General features: G+C 60.6%; 16 protein-coding genes. 14 read left to right on the top strand and 2 right to left on the bottom strand.

Features of this window, described 5'->3' with window-relative positions:
- Positions 1-27 precede the first annotated feature (27 nt).
- From AB4P92_RS14625 to AB4P92_RS14595, 7 genes are all read left to right on the top strand, one after another.
- Positions 28-1,380: a TolC family outer membrane protein gene (locus tag AB4P92_RS14625; protein ID WP_047299367.1), complete on the top strand. Its 1,353-nt coding sequence runs from the start codon at positions 28-30 to the stop codon at positions 1,378-1,380.
- 33 nt (positions 1,381-1,413) lie between these two features.
- A complete protein-coding gene (locus tag AB4P92_RS14620; RefSeq protein WP_395599638.1) occupies positions 1,414-3,570 on the top strand; it encodes a type I secretion system permease/ATPase in 2,157 nt (718 codons plus the stop codon).
- A complete protein-coding gene (locus AB4P92_RS14615) occupies positions 3,560-4,927 on the top strand; it encodes an HlyD family type I secretion periplasmic adaptor subunit (protein WP_042557032.1) in 1,368 nt (455 codons plus the stop codon). The genes AB4P92_RS14620 and AB4P92_RS14615 overlap by 11 nt, the downstream gene beginning before the upstream one ends.
- 256 nt (positions 4,928-5,183) lie before the next feature.
- Positions 5,184-6,101 carry a LysR family transcriptional regulator gene (locus AB4P92_RS14610; protein WP_200616452.1) on the top strand — a complete coding sequence of 306 codons (918 nt, stop codon included), beginning with the start codon at positions 5,184-5,186 and terminating at the stop codon, positions 6,099-6,101.
- A gap of 191 nt (positions 6,102-6,292) precedes the next feature.
- Positions 6,293-7,831 (top strand): MFS transporter, encoded by a 1,539-nt coding sequence (locus AB4P92_RS14605; protein ID WP_210623939.1) that lies wholly within the window; start codon positions 6,293-6,295, stop codon positions 7,829-7,831.
- Between the two features lie 26 nt (positions 7,832-7,857).
- On the top strand, positions 7,858-8,928 hold the full coding sequence (locus AB4P92_RS14600) for an HlyD family secretion protein (protein WP_395599637.1): 1,071 nt from the start codon (positions 7,858-7,860) through the stop codon (positions 8,926-8,928).
- Positions 8,925-10,475, top strand: a complete 1,551-nt coding sequence (locus AB4P92_RS14595; protein ID WP_261737209.1) for an efflux transporter outer membrane subunit — start codon at positions 8,925-8,927, stop codon at positions 10,473-10,475. The genes AB4P92_RS14600 and AB4P92_RS14595 overlap by 4 nt, the downstream gene beginning before the upstream one ends.
- 53 nt (positions 10,476-10,528) lie before the next feature.
- Here AB4P92_RS14595 and AB4P92_RS14590 read toward each other — a convergent pair whose 3' ends face one another.
- Both AB4P92_RS14590 and AB4P92_RS14585 read right to left on the bottom strand, forming a co-directional pair.
- The gene (locus AB4P92_RS14590) at positions 10,529-11,287 is read right to left on the bottom strand and encodes a slipin family protein (RefSeq protein WP_395599636.1); all 759 of its coding nucleotides are present in this window, start codon (positions 11,285-11,287) and stop codon (positions 10,529-10,531) included.
- A 2-nt stretch (positions 11,288-11,289) separates the two neighbouring features.
- Positions 11,290-11,820: an NfeD family protein gene (locus AB4P92_RS14585; protein WP_395599635.1), complete on the bottom strand. Its 531-nt coding sequence runs from the start codon at positions 11,818-11,820 to the stop codon at positions 11,290-11,292.
- A 443-nt stretch (positions 11,821-12,263) separates the two neighbouring features.
- On the opposite strand from AB4P92_RS14585, the gene AB4P92_RS14580 reads away from it, so the two are divergent.
- The 7 genes from AB4P92_RS14580 to AB4P92_RS14550 all read left to right on the top strand — a co-directional run bounded on the left by AB4P92_RS14580 (position 12,264) and on the right by AB4P92_RS14550 (position 18,439).
- Positions 12,264-12,509 (top strand): DUF2789 domain-containing protein, encoded by a 246-nt coding sequence (locus tag AB4P92_RS14580; protein WP_395599634.1) that lies wholly within the window; start codon positions 12,264-12,266, stop codon positions 12,507-12,509.
- Positions 12,510-12,692: 183 nt separating this feature from the next.
- Positions 12,693-13,121 carry a MarR family winged helix-turn-helix transcriptional regulator gene (locus AB4P92_RS14575; RefSeq protein ID WP_210623944.1) on the top strand — a complete coding sequence of 143 codons (429 nt, stop codon included), beginning with the start codon at positions 12,693-12,695 and terminating at the stop codon, positions 13,119-13,121.
- Positions 13,118-15,181: an FUSC family protein gene (locus AB4P92_RS14570; RefSeq protein ID WP_395599633.1), complete on the top strand. Its 2,064-nt coding sequence runs from the start codon at positions 13,118-13,120 to the stop codon at positions 15,179-15,181. Before AB4P92_RS14575 ends, AB4P92_RS14570 begins: the two co-directional genes overlap by 4 nt.
- Positions 15,178-15,387 (top strand): DUF1656 domain-containing protein, encoded by a 210-nt coding sequence (locus tag AB4P92_RS14565; RefSeq protein WP_007917703.1) that lies wholly within the window; start codon positions 15,178-15,180, stop codon positions 15,385-15,387. The genes AB4P92_RS14570 and AB4P92_RS14565 overlap by 4 nt, the downstream gene beginning before the upstream one ends.
- Positions 15,384-16,271: an HlyD family secretion protein gene (locus AB4P92_RS14560; protein WP_047299245.1), complete on the top strand. Its 888-nt coding sequence runs from the start codon at positions 15,384-15,386 to the stop codon at positions 16,269-16,271. The genes AB4P92_RS14565 and AB4P92_RS14560 overlap by 4 nt, the downstream gene beginning before the upstream one ends.
- A complete protein-coding gene (locus AB4P92_RS14555) occupies positions 16,268-17,710 on the top strand; it encodes an efflux transporter outer membrane subunit (RefSeq protein WP_042557044.1) in 1,443 nt (480 codons plus the stop codon). Before AB4P92_RS14560 ends, AB4P92_RS14555 begins: the two co-directional genes overlap by 4 nt.
- 93 nt (positions 17,711-17,803) lie before the next feature.
- Positions 17,804-18,439, top strand: coding sequence for a hypothetical protein (locus AB4P92_RS14550; RefSeq protein WP_042557045.1), 636 nt, complete (start codon positions 17,804-17,806; stop codon positions 18,437-18,439).
- The last annotated feature ends 30 nt before the right edge of the window (positions 18,440-18,469 follow it).

Raw genomic sequence — 18,469 nt, 5'->3', positions numbered from 1 at the left:
GACAAGAAGTTCTGGGAAATTTTTACCATGCGTTTGCCTCTCTTCATGGCTGTACCCTTCGCTCTCGCCGCCTCTTTCGTACAAGCACAATCCTTACCAGAAGCCATGCAGCAGGCACTGGATGTCCATCCGGAAATCCAGGCGGGGGTCAACAGTCGTTTAGCCGCGGATTATCAATTAAGAGCAGCCAAAGGTGGATACCTGCCCAAGGTCGATCTGCTGGGCGGTTATGGCCGTGAAGGCACTGACAGCGTGACCACCCGCGCCAACGGCGGCGGCAATCACTGGGAAACCCTGAACCGTAGCGAGTCAAGTTTACGTCTGTCGCAAATGGTTTTTGACGGTTTTGCGACCTCCAGCGAGGTTGGGCGTCAACAAGCCACCGTTAATTCCCGTGCCTACTCTTTGCTGGGTACTTCCGAGCGCACCGGGCTGACAGTTGCCCAGGTTTATCTGGATGTACTGACCCGTCGTGAATTCGTGCGTCTGGCCGAGGACAACCTCAAGAGCCATCAGCGCATCTACGACCAGATCCAGTTGCGCACCCAGCGTGGCGTCGGCAGCGGCGCGGACCTTGATCAGGCCGAAGCGCGGATGGCCCAGGCGCGCAATAATCTGATCACCGAGCAGACCAATCTCGCTGACTCGGAAACCAATTTCCTCAGCGCCGTTGGCCAGATGCCTGATCAACTGGAGCGTCCGGCGCCGTTCATGGCGATGATGCCGGCCAACCTCAATGAAGCGCGTCAGCAGATGCTGGAGAACAGCCCGATCCTTCGGTCGGCCGAGTCTGATATCGCCGCTGCCGAGAAGCAGTACGAAACCGCGAAGTCGACCTTCTACCCACGCTTCGACGCCGAGCTGGGCCGCACCGCCGACAACGATCTGGACGGTCAGAACGGCCACAGCAACGAATGGCAGGCCATGTTGCGCATGCGCTTCAACCTCTATTCGGGCGGCAGCAACAAGGCCGATCTGGAGTCCAAGTCGTACCTGTCGAACCAGGCGCTGGATATCCGCAACAACGCCCTGCGTCAACTGAACGAAGAACTTGGCTTGGCCTGGAATGCCCTGAACAACGCCAACGCTCAGGTGCCGATCGCCCAGCAGTACGTCGATCACAGTACCTCGGTGCGCACTGCTTACCAGCGTCAGTTCAGCCTCGGCGAGCGTACCCTGCTCGATTTGCTCGACAGCGAAAACGAGTTGTTCACCGCTTCGCGGCGTCTGGCTGAAATCAAAAACATTCAGTTATTTACTCAGTATCGAATCAAGGCGACCATGGGCGAGTTGCTCAGAAGCCAGGGAGTGGTCGCGCCGTTGGCATCCGTTGTGCAGAACGACGTGAAGCCCAAGGTTCAGCTGCCTGGGATGAATTGAGTTATCCCTTTCAACTGTTAAAGAGTGTCGAGCGTGGAATCAGAAGTCAGTCGAGTTCATCTCAGTCATGATCCACGCGCGTTGCACGACGATCCGTTGCTGGACGGTCTGCTCGCCCTTTGCATGCTGCACCAGAAGCCCGCCAGCGCGGCGATGCTGACGACCGGCCTGCCGCTGCCCAAACAACGTCTGAGTGTCGAGTTGCTGCCCCGCGCGGCGGCTCGCGCCGGTCTGCAAGGGCGGGTTTTGCAGCGCAAGCTGGAAGAGATTCCAGCGATTGCCATGCCCGCGTTGCTGCTGCTCAAGGATGGCCGCAGTGCCGTCCTGCTCGGCTGGCAAGGTGACAACGAAGCGCGGGTGCTGCTCAGCGAAAGCGACGGCGGCGAATCCGTGGTCAGTCGCGAACTGCTGGCCGACGACTACACCGGCAAGGTCTTCTTCGCTCAACCGCAGCACAAATTCGACGTTAACCACGGCACGCTGATCCCGCGCGCACGCTCGTGGTTCCGCGACACCCTCAAGCGTTCGCGCTGGCTGTACGCCGACGCCATCGCCGCCAGTTTCCTGATCAACATCATCGCCATGGCCGCGCCGCTGTTCGTGATGAACGTCTATGACCGCGTCGTGCCGAATCAGGCCGAAGCCACCCTGTGGGTGCTCGCGCTGGGCATCATCGGCGCGTACATGTTCGACCTGATCCTCAAGAGCCTGCGCAGCCTGTGTCTGGATCTGGCCGGGAAGAAAACCGACCTGATCATCTCCGCTACGTTGTTCGAGCGCATCGTTGGCATGTCGATGAAGTATCGCCCGGCGCGGGTCGGCAGCTTCGCGCAGAACATCCATGAGTTTCAGAGCCTGCGTGATTTCCTCGCCTCGCTGACCCTGACCAGCCTGATCGACCTGCCGTTCACCATCCTGATCTTCATCGTCATCGCCATTCTCGGCGGGCATCTGGTGTGGATTCCGGTGCTGGCATTCCCGATAGCCCTGCTGATTGGTTACGCGCTGCAAAAGCCGCTGGTGGCAACCATGGAACGCACCATGGCCCTAGGTGCAGAGCGTCAGTCGAGCCTGATCGAAACCCTCGCCGGCCTCGACGCGGTCAAGGTCAACAACGCTGAAAGCGAACGCCAATACCAGTGGGAACAGACCATCGGCACCCTCAGCCGCCTCGAACTGCGGGTGAAAATGCTGTCCGGTCTGGCGATGAACATCACCCTGCTGATTCAGCAACTGGCCGGGGTGATCATGATCGTCTTCGGCGTGTACCAGATCATCGCCGGCAACCTGAGCATGGGTGGTCTGATCGCCTGCTACATGCTCAGTGGTCGCGCACTCAGCCCGCTGGCTTCGCTGTCGGGTTTGCTGACCCGCTACCAGCAGGCGCGGGTGACGATGACATCGGTGGACCAGATGATGGAGCTGCCGCAGGAACGCAATTTCGAAGAGCGCCCGCTGAGCCGCAAGGTCCTGCAAGGCGCCATCGAGTGCCGTCAGCTCAACTTCACCTACCCCGAACAACAGAACCCGGCGTTGAAGAACATCAACCTGGTGATCCGTCCCGGCGAGAAAATCGGCATCATCGGCCGCAGCGGCTCGGGTAAGAGTTCGCTCGCCAAACTGCTGGTTGGCCTCTATCAACCGGACGACGGCGCGTTGCTGGTGGACGGCGTTGATATCCGCCAGATCGACGTCAGCGAGTTGCGTTACAACATCGGCTACGTGCCGCAGGACATCCAGCTACTGGCCGGCACCCTGCGTGACAACCTGATTTCCGGCGCGCGTTATGTCGAAGACGAGCTCGTGCTGCAAGCCGCCGAACTGGCCGGTGTCCACGAGTTCGCCCGCCTGCACCCGCAAGGCTACGAACTGCAAGTGGGCGAGCGCGGGCAAAACCTGTCCGGCGGTCAGCGCCAGAACGTCGCGCTGGCCCGGGCGCTGTTGCTCAATCCGCCGATCCTGCTGATGGACGAGCCGACCAGCGCGATGGACAACACCGGCGAAGAACGCCTCAAGCAACGCCTCGCAGCGGTGATTGAAAACAAGACCGTGGTGCTCGTCACGCACCGGGCTTCCCTGTTGTCGCTGGTGGATCGTCTGTTGGTGATCGATCGCGGGCAGATTCTCGCCGACGGCCCGAAAGCTGCGGTGATGGAAGCGTTGAAGAAGGGGCAGATCAGTGTTGCTTAAGTCGGGTTTCAAGGATTCGATCCGTCGCTACTTCAAAGGCACTGCATCGCTGCAGGGCCAGCCGCTGCCCGAGGTCAACAAGGCGCTGATAGAGGACGCCCCGCGCGTCGTGCGCCTGACCATCTGGGCGATCATCGGCTTTTTCGTGTTCCTCATGCTCTGGGCCAACTTTGCCGTGATCGACGAAGTGACCAAGGGCGACGGCAAGGCGATTCCATCGTCGAAGATCCAGAAAATCCAGAACCTCGAGGGCGGGATCGTTTCCGAACTGTTCGTCAAGGAAGGCCAGATCGTCGAAGCCGGTGCGCCGCTTATTCGCCTTGATGACACGCGATTTGCCTCTAACGTCGGCGAAACCGAGGCTGATCGGCAGTCGATGCTACTGCGCGTCGAGCGCCTGAGCGCCGAGGTCGATGACCGCCCGCTGAATTTCCCGGAGGACGTGGTCAAAGCCGTTCCCGGTCAGGCGAAAAGTGAAGAATCGTTGTATATCAGCCGTCGTCAGCAACTGCACGACGAGATAGGTGGCTTGCAGGAGCAGTTGATCCAGCGTCAACAAGAGCTGCGCGAGTTCAGCTCCAAGCAGGCGCAGTATCGCCAGCAGCTGAATTTGCAGCGTCAGGAAATCAACATGTCCGAGCCGCTGGTGGCGCAGGGCGCGGTGTCCCCGGTTGAAGTGCTGCGCCTCAAGCGTGCCGAAGTGGAAACCCGTGGTCAGCTAGACGCCACCACGTTGGCGATTCCACGCGCCGAGTCGGCGATCAAGGAAGTGCAGCGCAAGGTTGATGAGACGCGCGGCAAATTCCGCAGCGAAGCGCTCACTCAGTTGAACGAAGCGCGCACTGATCTGAACAAGGCGCAGGCCACCGGCAAGGCACTGGAAGACCGCGTCAGCCGTACGCTGGTGACATCGCCGGTGCGCGGCATCGTCAATAAATTGCTGGTCAACACCATCGGTGGCGTGATTCAGCCGGGCAGCGACATGGTGGAAATCGTACCGCTGGACGACACTTTGCTGGTCGAAGCCAAGATCCGTCCGCAGGACATCGCATTCCTGCACCCGGGACAGGAGGCGATCGTGAAATTCACCGCCTACGACTACACCATTTACGGCGGGCTGAAGGCTCAGCTGGAGCAGATCGGCGCCGACACGATCACCGACGAAGACAAGAAAACCACTTACTACATCATCAAGGTGCGCACCGAGCGCAGCCACCTGGGCACCGATGAGAAGCCGCTGTTGATCATCCCGGGCATGGTGGCGTCGGTGGATATCATCACCGGCAAGAAGTCGGTGTTGAGTTATCTGCTCAAGCCGATCATTCGCGCGCGGGCCGAGGCGTTGCACGAGCGCTAGATCTCCATTGGCCTTAATGGCCTCATCGCTGGCAAGCCAGCTCCCACAGGGTTCTCGGTTGGAACACGATTATGTGTTCAACATCGGGACCTGTGGGAGCTGGCTTGCCAGCGATGGCTTCAGTGAAATCGCCTCATTTCGCCAATAAGTGACACAAATCGTCACTCACCATTCAGTCCAGACAGGCGCCAACTAACTTAGGGATGTTTGCTAGCATTGCGCACAGATCAATCCAGATCAGCCAAGAGTGCTCAGCATGCAACTCCCGGACATGAACCTTCTGGTCGCCCTCGACGCCTTGCTCGATGAGGGCAGCGTGGTTGGCGCGGCGCGGCGGATGAACCTCAGTCCGGCGGCGATGAGCCGGACCTTGACGCGGATCCGTGAAGCCATCGGCGACCCGATTCTGGTGCGCGCCGGTCGGGGGCTGGTGCCAACCCCGAAAGCGTTGGAATTGCGCGAGCAGGTGCGCGATGTAGTCGAGCAGGCCGCTCTATTGTTCCGTTCGGCTGACGAAGTGGAACTGAGCACCTTGCGCCGGCGCTTCAGCATCCGCGCCAACGACTTCTTTGTCGGCGTTTACGGCGGCAAGCTCTTCGACACCCTCGACCAAGTCGCGCCGCACTGCGAACTGCGCTTCGTCCCGGAAGGCGATGGCGACGATGAAGCGCTGCGCGAGGGGCGCATCGACCTGAGCGTCAGCAACACTCGGCCGGTGACGCCAGAGGTGAAGGTGCAGAACCTGTTCTCCACCCATTTTGTCGGTCTGGTGCGCGAGGATCATCCCTTGCTTGATGGCGAGATCACCGCCGAGCGCTACGCCGGGTTCTCCCATATCAGCATGTCGCGCCGGGGCATTGCCCGCGGCCCTATCGATACGGCGCTGAATGCAATGGGCCTGGAGCGGCGAGTGGCGGTGATCGCGCCGAGTTTCCATGCGGCGATGTTCGCTTTGCCGGACTCTGACCTGATCCTGCCGGTGCCCAAGGAAGCGCTGCTGAGTGTGCGGCGATTGGGATTGAAACTGCGCTCATTCGACCTGCCGATCCCGCTGCCGACACTGATGCTGACTCAGGCCTGGCACCCGCGTTTTGACAAGGATCCGGCACACCGTTGGCTGCGTGAAACCCTCAAAAGTTGCTGCGACGAAACCTGGCTCGCTGCCCAACCTTGAAGAGCAAAAGATCGCAGCCTCCGGCAGCTCCTACATTGAAATGCATTCCCTGTAGGAGCTGCCGAAGGCTGCGATCTTTTGATCTTGCATAGTTGCGTCAGGCGCACTTATAACCTGCCAACAAGTCAATTTTCGTCAGCACTAAGCACGACTAAGATGCTCCGGTATTTTTCCCTCCGGAGTTTGCACTCATGACATCCCTGACGGTCCCGGCGCCTCTTGCTGCGGCCAGCCCGGCGACGGCGGTCACGCCCCCGGTGTTCGGGGCGCGGATCATCATCGGGCTGGTCGGCGTGCTGCTGGCGGTGCTGGTGTCGGGCCTCAACGAGATGGTGACCAAGGTCGCCCTGGCCGACATTCGCGGCGCGTTGAATATCGGTTACGACGAAGGTACCTGGCTGGTTGCCAGTTATACCGCCACCTCGGTCGCGGCCATGGCCTTCGCGCCGTGGTGCTCGGTGACCTTTTCGTTGCGTCGCTTCACCCTCTGCGCGATCAGCCTGTTCACCTTGCTCGGGTTGCTCTGTCCGTTCGCCCCGAATTACGAGAGCCTGCTGCTGATGCGCACCCTGCAAGGTCTGGCCGGCGGCGCGTTGCCGCCGATGCTGATGACTGTTGCGCTGCGCTTCCTGCCGGCCAATTTCAAACTCTACGGCCTGGCCGGTTATGCGCTGACCGCCACTTTTGGCCCGGGCCTGGGTACACCGCTGGCCGGTTTATGGACCGAGTACGTCGGCTGGCAATGGACGTTCTGGCAAATCATCGTGCCGTGCCTGATTGCCATGGTGATGGTGGCTTACGGCATCCCGCAGGATCCACTGCGCCTTGAACGTCTCAAGGCGTTTAACTGGAAGGGCCTGCTGCTGGGCTTTCCGGCGATCTGCATGTTGGTGATCGGTCTGTTGCAGGGCAATCGGCTGGACTGGTTCGAGTCGAACCTGATCAGCGCCTTGCTGATCTCGGGATCGCTGCTGCTGGTGGCGTTTCTGATCAACGAGTGGTCGCAGCCGATTCCGTTTTTCAAGTTGCAGATGCTCGGTATCCGTAACCTGGCGTTCGCGCTGATGACCCTGGCTGGCGTGTTGATCGTGCTGCAAGCAGTGGTGTTGATTCCGTCGAGCTATCTGGCGCAAGTGCAGGGTTATCGGCCGGTGCAGACCGCGCCGATCATGCTGATCGCGGCGCTACCGCAGTTGATCGCGCTGCCGCTGGTGGCGGCCCTGTGCAACCTGCGCTGGGTCGACTGCCGTTGGGTGCTGGGCATTGGTTTGAGCATGCTGACGCTGTCCTGTCTGGGTGGGTCGCTGCTGACTTCGGAGTGGATTCGCGACAATTTCTATGTCCTGCAATGGCTGCAGATTTTTGGCCAGCCGATGTCGGTACTGCCGCTGCTGATGCTATCGACCGGCAGCATCCAGCCCATGGACGGGCCGTTCGCTTCAGCGTGGTTCAACACCGTGAAGGGCCTGGCGGCGGTAGTCGCCACAGGAGTGATCGAAGCGCTGACCACATCGCGTCTGCATTTTCACTCGACCATGCTGGTCGACAGCCTCGGCAATTCGCCTTTGGCCGACCGCAGCGACCCGGGCCTCGCCCATCGCCTCCACGAACAAGCGGTGGTGCTGACGTCTTCCGATCTCTATGTGTGCATGGCGGGCGTCGCAGTGACGCTGATCCTGCTGATTTTCTGGCTGCCGACGCGGATCTTTCCACCGCGCGCGCCGACCTGATTGCTGTACTGAAAATGAAGGTTTCCATGACGACTCAAGCAAAGCAAAAACTCGCGGTGGCCCTGGCGGCCGCGTTGGCTGTTGGCGTGCTGGTGTATCTGGCGATGCCCGGCCTGTTCGGCAAACGCACTCAGCAGAACACTAACGACGCGTTCGTTTCCGCCGACTACACCCTGGTGGTGCCGCGCGTGGCCGGGTTCATCAAGGAAGTGCTGGTGGAAGACAACCAGCAAGTGACGGCGGGGCAGTTGCTGGCGTTGATCGATGATCGCGATTTGCGCGCTTCTGCCGAGGCGGCGGATGCGCAAACCCTGGTCGCCCGGGCGCAGTTGCAGAACGCCAAGGCGACGCTGGAGCGTCAGACTTCGGTGATCGCTCAGGCGCAAGCTTCAGTGGTGTCGGCCAAGGCTGAAATGGCCTTCGCCCAGCAGGAATTGAATCGCTACAACCACCTCGCCGGTGTCGGCGCCGGTACCGTGCAGAACGCGCAACAGGCCCGCACCCGCATCGATCAAGCCAGTGCGCGCCTTGACACGGCCAGCGCGAAACTGGCGGCGGAGCGCAAGCAGGTCGACATCTTCGCCGCCCAGCGAGATGCCGCCGAAGGCAGTTTGAAACACGCACAAGCGGCACTGGAAATCGCCAGTTTCGAACTGTCCTACACGCGCATCACCGCGCCGCAGGATGGCATGGTCGGCGAGCGTGCCGTGCGTGTCGGCGCTTATGTGACGCCGGGCAGCAAACTGCTGGCAGTGGTGCCGTTGAAGCAGGCTTATGTGGTCGCCAATTTTCAGGAGACACAACTGACCGATGTGCAACCTGGGCAGGAAGTACAGGTGCGCGTTGATAGTCTGGGTGGCGAAGCGTTGACCGGTCGCGTCGAAAGCATTGCTCCGGCCACCGGCGTGACGTTTGCGGCGGTGAAACCGGACAACGCCACGGGTAACTTCACCAAGGTTGTGCAGCGGATTCCGGTAAAAATCATGCTCGAGCCGGGCCAGCCATTGGCCGAGCGCCTGCGGGTGGGTATGTCGGTGGAGGCGAGTATTGATACGCGTACGGCGGCGATTCCGGTGCGTGAGGTGACTCAGCGATGAATCGAGTTGACCGAACCGACGCCTTCGCGAGCAGGCTCGCTCCCACAATGTGCAATGCGTTCCACCTGTGGGAGCGAGCCTGCTCGCGAAGAGGCAATTTGCAGCGATTGATATCCACAGTCGTAATCGCTGCTGGCCTCACCGCCTGCACCGTCGGCCCCGACTTCCACAAACCCGAAGCCACGCAAATCGCCAACTGGGCAAAACCAGCCAAATCCGCGCCCAGCCAAGCGGTCAGCGAGCCCCTTGACGAGCGCTGGTGGGAAGTCTTCAACGACTCGCAACTGTCGGCCCTGACCCAGCGCGCCGTGCGCAGCAACCTCGACCTGAAACTGGCCAGCAGTCGCCTGCAACAGAGCCGTGCCGCACGTCAGGTCATCACTGCCGAGCGCTACCCGAATACCGCCGCCACCGGCAGTTACGGCCGCAAACGCAACAGCGGCGAAGGCCTGAATGACCCGTCCGGGCACAACGGCGATTCCGCCTTCAACCTGTGGGACGCCGGTTTCTCCGCCTCGTGGGAACTGGATTTCTGGGGCCGCGTGCGCCGGGAAACCGAAGCCGCCGACGCCAACCTCGAAGTCGCCGAAAACGACCGTCGCGGCGTGCTATTGGCGGTGCTCGCCGACACTGCGCAGAACTACATCCAGCTGCGCGGCGTGCAGAACACTCGTGCCGTCACCGAGCAGAATCTCGACGTCGCCCGCCACAGCCTCAAGCTCTCGCAGCTGCGCCTCAATGATGGCGTGGCGACCGATCTGGACGTCGCCGAAGCCGCTGCGCAAGTCGCCGCCATCGAGTCTCGCTTGCCTGCACTCGAACAGCGCCAGTCGCAACTGATCAACGCGATCAGCCTGTTGATAGGCGAGCCACCGCAGGCTCTGAATAAAGAATTATCCACAGACGCCGCGGTGCCACAGTCGCCTCTCGAAGTTGCTATCGGCCTGCCGTCGCAACTGGCTGAGCGCCGGCCGGACATCCGTCAAGCCGAAGCGCGACTGCATGCCGCCACCGCCAACATCGGTGTGGCCAAGGGTGATTTCTATCCGCGCATCACCCTGTCCGGCAACCTCGGTTCGCAAGCTATGCAGCTCAGTGATTTCGGCTCTTGGGGCTCGCGTGCATTTGGCATCGGCCCGCAGTTCAGCCTGCCGCTGTTCGATGGCGGTCGCCTGCGCGGCGTATTGCAGTTACGCGAAGCTCAGCAACAGGAAGCAGCGATCGGCTATCAGCAGACCGTGCTGCGTGCCTGGCACGAAATCGACGATCAACTGACCGCCTACAACGCCAGCCAACGCCGCCGCGACAGTCTCGCCGAGGCCGTACGCCAGAACCAGATCGCCCTGCGCACCGCGCAACAGCAATACGTCGAAGGCGTGGCCGACTTCGTCAATGTGCTTACTGTGCAAGGTGCGTTGCTCGCAACGCAGGAGCAATGGGTGGAGAGTTCGGCCGGGGTTTCGCTGGCGATGGTCGGTTTGTATCGGGCGTTGGGTGGAGGATGGGAGTCGGTGTATCCCGCAGAAGTTGTTACCAGTAATCCGTAGAAAAGGCTTTAGCCGTCGACAAAAAACCCGTGGCGCACAATAGAGGGATGACGTCAGGATTTTCCCGACAAGTCCGCCATGCCCTTGAGCAACTCAATCGGTAGCGGAAAGACAATCGTCGAACTCTTGTCGCCAGCAATCGAGGTCAAGGTCTGCATGTAGCGCAGTTGCATCGCACCGGGCTGACGGCCGAGCATTTCGGCGGCCTGCATGAGCTTTTCCGAGGCCTGCAGTTCGCCTTCGGCGTGGATTACCTTGGCCCGCCGTTCACGTTCGGCCTCGGCTTGTTTGGCGATGGCGCGCACCATCGACTCATTCAGGTCGACGTGTTTGATCTCGACATTGGCGACCTTGATGCCCCAGGTATCGGTTTGCGCGTCGAGCACTTGCTGGATGTCGATGTTCAACTGCTCGCGCTCGGCCAGCAGTTGATCCAGTTCATGTTTACCGAGCACGGCGCGCAGCGTGGTCTGCGCCAGTTGGCTGGTGGCGGAGAGGAAATCTTCGACCTGGATGATGGCCTTCTGCGGATCGAGCACGCGGAAATACAGCACCGCATTGACCTTCACCGAAACGTTGTCGCGGGTAATCACATCCTGCGGGGGCACATCGAGAACCACGGTGCGCAGGTCGACCCGAACCATTTGCTGCACCACCGGAATCAGCAGGATCAGCCCTGGGCCTTTGACCTGCCAGAAACGCCCGAGCTGGAATACCACCCCGCGCTCGTATTCACGCAGGATGCGAAACGTCGATCCGGCCAGGACGATCACCAACACCAGCAGCGCAACAAAACCGATTTGCAGACCCATGATCACTCTCCGTGTTGAGCCGCGTCAGTCGCGCTGACTTGCAGCAATAAGCCGTTTCGCCCGACCACGCGTACCGACTGCCCTGTATGCAGTGGTGTGGTGCTGAGCACCTGCCAATGTTCGCCTTGCAGTTGCACCCAGCCGTTATGCGGGTTTTGCGCGTGCACTGTAGTCACCGCCGTCACGCTGCCGACCAGGCCGGCGTCGCCGCTGACCGCGTTTCGCGGCCGGGTTTTCAAGGCGCGGATGATCAGCGCAAGCAAGAGCAGGGCGCTAAGCAGACCGAGGCCGATCATCATGGGCACCGGCAAGTCGGCATTACTCAGAATCAGCGCGCCGATGACGAACATGATGATCCCGCCCAGGCCAATCACGCCGTAATTGGGCAGCACGGCTTCGGCAATCAAAAAAACGATACCCAAGGTGATCAGCCATAAGCCGACAGGGCTCATCGGCGGCAATGAGGTGTCAGCGGCGAAGGCCGACCCACTCAGCAGGAGTAACCAGACAAACGCACAACATCGGCTGTTCACGTAACCCTCCGCGAGAATCGTGGGGTGGTTCTTTCAGTCTAGTTGAGCCTCGCGCTGCCTGAATATTGATCAATGTGCGGATGTGTCCGGTGAGCGGATTTCCCCTCGCCTGCAGCCTGTCGAACTAGACTCAAAGACACGCCAACAACCCTCCAGCGCAACTCCGAGGTGCATCATGCGAATGGCCAAAAAAAGGTGCAAAGCAGCCTGGCCCGGGCGTATTGCGAATATGACATCGTCGCCCACCGCCACTCGTCCAGCAGCCTGGAGACTGCGCGGGTTAGTCCATGCGCAGGTGCGGGAGTTGAGTCGTTAGGTTTTGTGCCGGTCTCGCTGACGCTTTCGCGAGCCGGCTCGCTCCCACCGAGATCGAGTTCAACCTGTGGGAGCGAGCCTGCTCGCGAAAATTCTTCCACTCACCGCGTCATCCAAGGAATTCATCAATGGAAAACCCAAACCACAGCCTCCCGTCGCTATTCAAACAACTGGGCCTGGACAACGACCCGGTCAGCATCGACCAATTCATCGCCACCCATTCCCCCCTCAAACCAGAGCTGCATCTGGCGGACGCGTTTTTCTGGAGCAAAAGCCAGGCGGATTTTTTGCGGGACGAGATTCTCGATGATGCGGATTGGGCAGAAGTGGTGGATCAGTTGAATGTGTTGTTGCGTAAGGGGCGGCAGGGATGAGGGGCGCTCTTTGCATCCATGCTGACGGTCCGTTTGATGATGAGGATCGTTTCCACGTCATCATCTGCGATGCGCATTCAATTGTTTCAAAACTTGACTGAATTTCCCCTCCAATGCGATATTGATAGTTAGCAAACTAACAGTGTCTATTTTCCCGTGCCCAATTCCCTCGACGCTCTCCAGATGAACATCAGCAGTGCCATGGTGGTGGCCGCCAGGCATTGGCGGAAGATCTGCCAGACCACGCTGGTCAACTATGGGATCTCCGAAGCCTGCGCCGTCCCGTTATTGATGATCGGGCGGCTGGGCGAGGGTGTGCGCCAGGTGCAAGTGGCGCAGGCGGCCGGGATGGAGAGTCCGTCGCTGGTGCGACTGCTCGATCAGTTGTGCTACGCCGGCTATGTCTGCCGCACCGAAGACACACAGGATCGCCGCGCCAAGTGCCTGAGCCTGACCGACACCGGTCGTGAGTTGGTGCAAGCGGTGGAAGTCGAATTGGTGCGTCTGCGTCACGAAGTACTCGAAGGCATCGACCAGAGTGATCTGGAGGCTACGCTTCGGGTACTCAGAGCTTTTGAGGCGGCCCATCCGCCCGTGGTGGTTAATTCTTGAACGGTTTTTTTTCAGGCATTCCGCCGGCCCGGGACTGGTTCTACGGGATTCGCACGTTTGCCGCGTCGATGCTCGCGCTGTACATCGCCATGCTCATGCAAATGCCGCGTCCCTATTGGGCGATGGCCACGGTGTACATCGTTTCCAGCCCATTTCTCGGGCCGACCAGTTCCAAGGCTTTGTACCGCGCCATCGGTACTTTTCTCGGTGCGGCGGCGGCGGTGTTTTTTGTGCCGATGTTCGTCCAGAGCCCTTTTGTACTGGTGGTCGTCATCGCCTTGTGGACGGGAATTTTGCTGTTCCTGTCGCTGCATTTACGCACCGCCAACAGTTACGCATTGATGCTGGCCGGTTACACGCTGCCGTTGATTGCCTTGCCGGTGGTGGATAACCCGTTGGCGGTGTGGGATGTGGCGGAAGCGCGTACCGAAGAGATTTTCCTCGGCATTGCCGTCGCCGCTGTCGTTGGTGCGATGTTCTGGCCACGTCGCCTTGCGCCGGTGTTCAACGATGCCGTGGGCAAATGGTTCGCCGACGCGTCGACCTACAGCCTGAAGTTTCTCAGCCGCGACGTGCAGCCCGAAGAAGTCACGGCCCTGCGCATGGCGATGGTTGCCAGTTTCAATAGCCTTGAATTGATGATCGGCCAGTTGCCCCACGAAGGCGCGCGACCGCAAACCGTGCGCAACACCAAGGAACTACGCGGGCGAATGATCCACCTGTTGCCAGTGATTGATGCCCTCGAAGACTCGCTCTATGCCCTCGAACGACGCACGCCGGAGCTGGTGGAAAAATTCGCGCCGTTGTTGGCCGCGACGCGTGAATGGCTCGACCACAACGACGCCGATCTCGACCGCTGGCAGGCACTCAAGGATCAGCTCGAAGCTCTGCAGCCAAGCGCCGAAGCACTTGAGGAACGCAAGCAGCTACTGTTTTCCAACGCGATTTATCGCCTCGGCGAATTCATCGATTTGTGGCAAGACTGCCGCAGTCTGCAAGACGCAATTCTCTGCGAGCGCCAAGACAGCTGGCGCGCGGTTTATCGCCACTGGCGCCTCGGCCGCCTGACGCCGTTTATCGACCGTGGGCTGATGCTCTATTCGGTGGCGTCGACCATTCTGGCGATCATTGTCGCCTCGGTGCTGTGGATTCTGCTCGGCTGGCCGGATGGCGGCAGTGCGGTGATTCTGGCGGCAGTCGCGTGCAGCTTCTTCGCCTCGATGGACGACCCGGCGCCGCAGATTTACCGGTTCTTTTTCTGGACCGGCATGTCGGTGCTGTTTGCCAGCCTGTATCTGTTTTTGATTCTGCCCAACCTGCATGATTTTCCGATGCTGGTATTGGCGTTTGCCGTCCCGTTTATTTGCGTTGGCACCCTGACGGTACAGCCGCGTTTCTACCTCGGCATGCTGCTGACGCTGGTTAACACCTCGTCGTTCATCAGTATTCAGGGTGCTTACGATGCCGATTTTTTTGCCTTCGTGAACTCCAATCTGGCGGGGCCGATCGGCCTGCTGTTCGCGTTCATCTGGACGCTGGTGGCGCGTCCGTTCGGTGCCGAGTTGGCAGCCAAACGGCTGACCCGCTTCAGTTGGAAAGACATTGTCGACATGACCGAGCCGGCCAGTCTCGCTGAACACCGCAAGCTGGGCGTGCAGTTGCTTGATCGGCTGATGCAGCACCTGCCGCGTCTGGCGCTGACTGGCCAGGACACCGGCATTGCCATGCGAGAAGTGCGCGTGGGCCTGAATCTGCTCGACCTGCTCGCCTACACACCACGTATGACCGGCTTACCGAAGGCACTATTGCAGCAGGTGGTTAGCGAAGTCGGCGGGTATTTCCGCGCTTGCCTCAAGGCTGGCGAACGATTGCCGGCGCCGAGCCCTTTGCTGATGACCCTGGACCGCACCCGCCGTGCGCTCAATGGCCACGGCGACGAAGAAACCCGGCTACACCTGTTGCACGCCCTGAGTGGTTTGCGTCTGGCATTGCTGCCCGGCGTTGAATTCGTTTCCAGCGCCGAGCCCGAAGAACCGCTGCCCGATGGAGCGCCCCTATGATCGGTGATCTGGACATCAGCGGCATTTTCCTGCCGACCCTGCTGGTGTTGATGGGCATCACTTATGTGCTGTTTTTGCTGGTGCATGCCGTGCTCACGCGCGTGCACTTTTACCGTCTGGTCTGGCACCGGGCATTGTTCAACGTGGCGCTCTACGCCGTGCTTTTGTACGGCGTGGACTCACTCAGTCGATACCTGATGACATGAAAAAACCGTTTTTGACCATCGGTCGCGTGGTACTGACCCTGCTGATCGTGACTTTTGCCGTTGTCCTCGTCTGGCGCATGGTGATGTATTACATGTTCGCGCCGTGGACCCGCGACGGCCACATTCGCGCCGACATCATCCAGATCGCCCCGGACGTTTCCGGGCTGATCCAGCAGGTCGAGGTGAAGGACAACCAGTTGATCAAGCGTGGCCAGGTGCTGTTCAGCATCGACCAGGATCGTTTCAAACTGGCGCTGCGTCAGGCCAAGGCTGCGGTCGCGGATCGCGAAGAAACCCTGGCGCAAGCGCAGCGTGAAGCCAAGCGAAACCGTGGATTGGGTAATCTGGTGCCGGCCGAGCAACTGGAAGCGAGCCAGTCGCGTGTCGCCCGTGCGCAATCGGCGCTGGCCGAAGCGCTGGTGACGGTGGACAGCGCGCAGCTCAACCTTGATCGCTCGGTAATCCGCAGCCCGGTGGATGGCTACGTCAACGACCGTGCGCCGCGGCCTCAGGAATTCGTCACCGCCGGGCGTCCGGTGTTGTCGCTGGTCGACAGCAACTCCTTCCACATCGACGGCTATTTCGAAGAGACCAAACTCGACGGCATTCATGTCGGCCAGTCGGTGGATATCCGTGTGATTGGCGACCGTGCGCGGCTGCGCGGGCATGTCGAAAGCATCGTCGCCGGCATCGAAGACCGCGACCGCAGCAGCGGCAGCAACCTGCTGCCAAACGTCAACCCGGCGTTCAGTTGGGTGCGGCTGGCGCAGCGGATTCCGGTGCGCATCGCCTTCGATGAGGTGCCGGCAGACTTCCGCATGATCGCCGGGCGGACCGCCACGGTGTCGATTATTGACGACAGGAAACAGGAGCCCGAGCAATGAACAAGGCCCTGATGATCGCCGGGTTGGGCGTGATGCTCTCGGCCTGTCAGATGGTCGGGCCGGATTATCAGGTGCCCGATGAAGCGGCCGTCCAGCGCAAGGATTTTCAGGGCGAGCTGGCGGTGGCCGGTAAACCGGTGGTCTCGGCGCCGGTGCCGGCTGACTGGTGGCGCCTTTATAAGGACCCACGTCTGGATCAACTGGTGCAGCAGGCCATGGCTTCCAACACGGATCTGCGCGTGGCGGCGGCGAACCTGTCGCGGGCCCGCGCGCAGGTCGATGAGGCCGAAGCGGCGGGTGGCTGGAGCGCTGGCGTAAAAATGGGCGCGCAGCGTTTGCAGGAATCCGGTCAGGCATTCCTGCTTCCGGAAAAAGTCCCGGTCGATAACGTCGGCGATATCGGCATCAGCGCTTCTTATCAATTCGATCTGTGGGGCACCTTGCAACGCGGCATCGAAGGTGCGAAGGCCAACGCCGATGCCACCCAGGCAGCAGCTGATACTGCGCGGATCACGTTGGTGGCTGACGTGGTTCGCGCCTATACCCAGGTGTGTGCGGCGAATGAGGAGCGGGAAATCGCAGAGCACTCTCTCGATCTGCAAGCGCAAAGCACCACGTTGACTCAGCGCTTGCGCGATGCTGGACGTGGCGACGAAACCCAGGTCACCCGCTCGCAAACCCAATTCAAATCTCTGCGCGCTGACCTGCCGCGTTACGAAGCGGCGCGTCAGGCTGGACTGTTTCGTCTGTCGATGCTGCTCGCCAAACCCGTCGATCAATTGCCGACGGGCACAGCGACCTGCGCCGAGCTACCAAAAATCGCGCAATTGGTGCCGGTCGGTGATGGCGCCGCGTTGCTCAAGCGCCGCCCTGATATTCGTCAGGCCGAACGGCGGCTGGCCGCTTCGACCGCCGGGATCGGTGTTGCCACCGGCGAGTTGTACCCGGACATCAGCATCGGCGCGACGATCGGCACCGTCGGCCTTATCGACGACCTGGGCGACCCATCGACCAACCGTTGGGGCTTCGGCCCGTCGCTGAGCTGGAAGGTGCCGACCAACGGTGCCCGCGCACGCATTCGCGAGGCCGAAGCGTCTACGCAAGGCGCGTTGGCGCATTTCGACGGCGTGGTGCTCAACGCCATTCGCGAAACCCAGACGGGGCTGGCTCAGTACACTGCCTTGTTGCAGCGTCGTGATGCACTGGCCGATGCCGAGCAATCGGCGAAACTGGCTGCAGACCAGACGCACCGCTTCTTTCAGGCCGGCCGCGAGTCGTTCCTCGCCGACCTGCAAGCGACCCGCACCTACACGGATGTCACCGCGCAACTGGCCGCTGCCAACACTCAAGTCGCCATGAGCCAGATCGATTTGTTCCTCGCCCTCGGCGGCGGTTGGGAAAGCGGACGAACGCAAGCCTCGAGCCCGAGCAAACCCTGACGCCGTAGCTATGCTTGAAGTGTTGAAAGGGCGCCCCGTGCAAAAGCGTCCCTTCAGCGCACATTGCTAGCGCTGGTCTAGGGGAAACCAATAATGAAAAACCCTTACGCTCTCGGCTTCTGGTGCTCGTTGGCAGCGCTGGTGCTGCTCTCGGCCACCTATTTCTACGGCATCATGCTGGCCCACCAGATCGACAAGGCGATGATTTTCCTCGACAGCGCCGTGGCGTTGATCGCGGTGATGGCAATCGTCGTGGTGGCCTGGGCGTCCCTGCAGGTTCAGCGAGTCAAGAAACGACAGCTCGAACGAGGCAAGACCCTGGTGCTGATCTGGGACACCAAAGTCGCCCTGCGCCGGGTCGAAACCGTGTTCGACCGGTATTTCTGGGGCAGCTATTGGCAACCCGGGCGTACCTTCGCCGAGGTCATGGGCGAACTCACCGGCACGCCGCTGGAAAAAAGCCTCGAAGCGCTGAAGAAGCAATGCCTGGAACTCGACAAGCAATTCGACGACGAGGGCTGGCATTGGCTGAACAATGCCCGTGAACTGTCCGATGTCGCCACGGCCATGGCCCGTGAGCGCTATCAACTGGATTACTGCGACCCGCGCGCCGATGGCCCGAGTGGCGCGGTAATCGATCGGGACTTTGAAGTGCTGGTTTATACCTGGACTGCACGGCTGAAGAGCTTTGATCATCAGTTGGATGAGATTGAGGTTCAGTATTCCTGATCTTCTGTGAATCACCTGGCCTCATCGCTG

Origin of the sequence: Pseudomonas sp. A0308 (genome assembly GCF_044218815.1) — a bacterium.
Classification (GTDB): Bacteria; Pseudomonadota; Gammaproteobacteria; order Pseudomonadales; family Pseudomonadaceae; genus Aquipseudomonas; species Aquipseudomonas iridis.
The sequence above is the reverse complement of the archived record's forward strand: the minus strand, read 5'-3'. Positions and strand labels throughout refer to the sequence as shown.

Excerpts from the sequence above, each read along its gene's own strand:
- AB4P92_RS14610 (WP_200616452.1), top strand. The coding sequence starts at position 5,184 with ATGCAACTCCCGGACATGAACCTTCTGGTCGCCCTCGACGCCTTGCTC.
- AB4P92_RS14580 (WP_395599634.1), top strand. The coding sequence starts at position 12,264 with ATGGAAAACCCAAACCACAGCCTCCCGTCGCTATTCAAACAACTGGGC.
- AB4P92_RS14590 (WP_395599636.1), bottom strand. The coding sequence starts at position 11,287 with ATGGGTCTGCAAATCGGTTTTGTTGCGCTGCTGGTGTTGGTGATCGTC.
- AB4P92_RS14575 (WP_210623944.1), top strand. The coding sequence starts at position 12,693 with ATGAACATCAGCAGTGCCATGGTGGTGGCCGCCAGGCATTGGCGGAAG.
- AB4P92_RS14600 (WP_395599637.1), top strand. The coding sequence starts at position 7,858 with ATGACGACTCAAGCAAAGCAAAAACTCGCGGTGGCCCTGGCGGCCGCG.
- AB4P92_RS14625 (WP_047299367.1), top strand. The coding sequence starts at position 28 with ATGCGTTTGCCTCTCTTCATGGCTGTACCCTTCGCTCTCGCCGCCTCT.
- AB4P92_RS14555 (WP_042557044.1), top strand. The coding sequence starts at position 16,268 with ATGAACAAGGCCCTGATGATCGCCGGGTTGGGCGTGATGCTCTCGGCC.
- AB4P92_RS14595 (WP_261737209.1), top strand. The coding sequence starts at position 8,925 with ATGAATCGAGTTGACCGAACCGACGCCTTCGCGAGCAGGCTCGCTCCC.
- AB4P92_RS14550 (WP_042557045.1), top strand. The coding sequence starts at position 17,804 with ATGAAAAACCCTTACGCTCTCGGCTTCTGGTGCTCGTTGGCAGCGCTG.
- AB4P92_RS14605 (WP_210623939.1), top strand. The coding sequence starts at position 6,293 with ATGACATCCCTGACGGTCCCGGCGCCTCTTGCTGCGGCCAGCCCGGCG.
- AB4P92_RS14565 (WP_007917703.1), top strand. The coding sequence starts at position 15,178 with ATGATCGGTGATCTGGACATCAGCGGCATTTTCCTGCCGACCCTGCTG.
- AB4P92_RS14560 (WP_047299245.1), top strand. The coding sequence starts at position 15,384 with ATGAAAAAACCGTTTTTGACCATCGGTCGCGTGGTACTGACCCTGCTG.